The organism is Pseudoalteromonas sp. T1lg21 (assembly GCF_002964625.1).
In the GTDB taxonomy this organism is placed as follows: domain Bacteria; phylum Pseudomonadota; class Gammaproteobacteria; order Enterobacterales; family Alteromonadaceae; genus Pseudoalteromonas; species Pseudoalteromonas gelatinilytica.
Genome location: NZ_PQBX01000007.1, coordinates 1 through 1,997, shown reverse-complemented (window position 1 = coordinate 1,997; position 1,997 = coordinate 1). Strand labels below are relative to the sequence as shown.

Annotated in this window: 1 rRNA gene; it reads left to right on the top strand. The window is 47.6% G+C overall.

Annotated features, from left to right (window positions below):
* Positions 1-275: 275 nt before the first annotated feature.
* Positions 276-1,997: ribosomal RNA gene (locus tag C2M25_RS05470) — 23S ribosomal RNA — on the top strand; the annotation flags it as partial.

Below are 1,997 nucleotides of genomic sequence, written 5' to 3'. Positions count from 1 at the left end.
CGTCGCAACGTTCTTTAACAATATAAAGCAATCATCTGTGTGGGCACTCGTACAGATTGAGTTCTAACAGCGAAGCTTAGTTTACTAAGTAACGCAAACAAATTTAGAGTCTCAATTTCTTATGAGTGACTATATAGTCGATTTATACAGAATTCATTGAGCACGAAACTTCGGTTTCAAAAAGGTATCTACTTTAGTATTCTCATCATTATTTGATGAATTAACTTCTGGCGAAGTTAACAGCTGTCACTAACAAAGACCCGTTTGGGTTGTATGGTTAAGTGACTAAGCGTACACGGTGGATGCCTTGGCAGTTGGAGGCGATGAAGGACGTATTAACTTGCGATAAGCCTAGTCAAGCTAGTAAAAAGCGCTTGAGACTAGGATTTCCGAATGGGGAAACCCACCTGCTTGCAGGTATCTTACACTGAATACATAGGTGTAAGAGGCGAACGCGGAGAACTGAAACATCTAAGTACCCGTAGGAACAGAAATCAACCGAGATTCCGGAAGTAGCGGCGAGCGAAACCGGACCAGCCCTTAAGCTTATTATGTGTTAGTGGAACATTCTGGAAAGTTTGACGATACAGGGTGATAGTCCCGTACACGAAAATGCATCTTAAGTGAAATCGAGTAGGTCGGAGCACGTGAAACTTTGACTGAATATAGGTGGACCATCATCTAAGGCTAAATACTCCCAACTGACCGATAGTGAACCAGTACCGTGAGGGAAAGGCGAAAAGAACCCCTGTGAGGGGAGTGAAATAGAACCTGAAACCGTGTACGTACAAGCAGTAGGAGCCCTTCGAGGGTGACTGCGTACCTTTTGTATAATGGGTCAGCGACTTATATTTTGTAGCGAGGTTAACCGAATAGGGTAGCCGTAGGGAAACCGAGTCTTAACTGGGCGTTGAGTTGCAAGGTATAGACCCGAAACCCGGTGATCTAGCCATGGGCAGGTTGAAGGTTGAGTAACATCAACTGGAGGACCGAACCCCACTAACGTTGAAAAGTTAGGGGATGACCTGTGGCTAGGAGTGAAAGGCTAATCAAACCGGGAGATAGCTGGTTCTCCCCGAAATCTATTTAGGTAGAGCCTCGGACGAATACTTACGGGGGTAGAGCACTGTTAAGGCTAGGGGGTCATCCCGACTTACCAACCCTTTGCAAACTCCGAATACCGTAAAGTACTATCCGGGAGACACACGGCGGGTGCTAACGTCCGTCGTGAAGAGGGAAACAACCCAGACCGCCAGCTAAGGTCCCAAAGTCATAGTTAAGTGGGAAACGATGTGGAAAGGCCCAGACAGCCAGGAGGTTGGCTTAGAAGCAGCCATCCTTTAAAGAAAGCGTAATAGCTCACTGGTCGAGTCGGTCTGCGCGGAAGATGTAACGGGGCTAAACTATGCACCGAAGCTGCGGATTCAAACTATGTTTGAGTGGTAGGGGAGCGTTCTGTAAGCCGTTGAAGGTGTACCGGGAGGTATGCTGGAGGTATCAGAAGTGCGAATGCTGACATGAGTAACGATAATGCGGGTGAAAAACCCGCACGCCGGAAGACCAAGGGTTCCTATCCCATGTTAATCAGGGTAGGGTAAGTCGACCCCTAAGGCGAGGCCGAAAGGCGTAGTCGATGGGAAACGGGTTAATATTCCCGTACTTGGTATAATTGCGATGGGGGGACGGAGCAGGCTAAACAAGCATGGCGTTGGTTGTCCATGTGAAAGTAAGTAGGTTGGTGACTTAGGAAAATCCGGGTTGCTAAGACTGAGATACGAGACGAGCCACCAAGGTGGTGAAGTTGTTGATGCCATACTTCCAGGAAAAGCCTCTAAGCTTCAGATTATACCGAATCGTACCCCAAACCGACACAGGTGGTCAGGTAGAGAATACTAAGGCGCTTGAGAGAACTCGGGTGAAGGAACTAGGCAAAATTGTACCGTAACTTCGGGAGAAGGTACGCTCCTATCTGTGATGAGACTTGCTCTCTAAGCGGA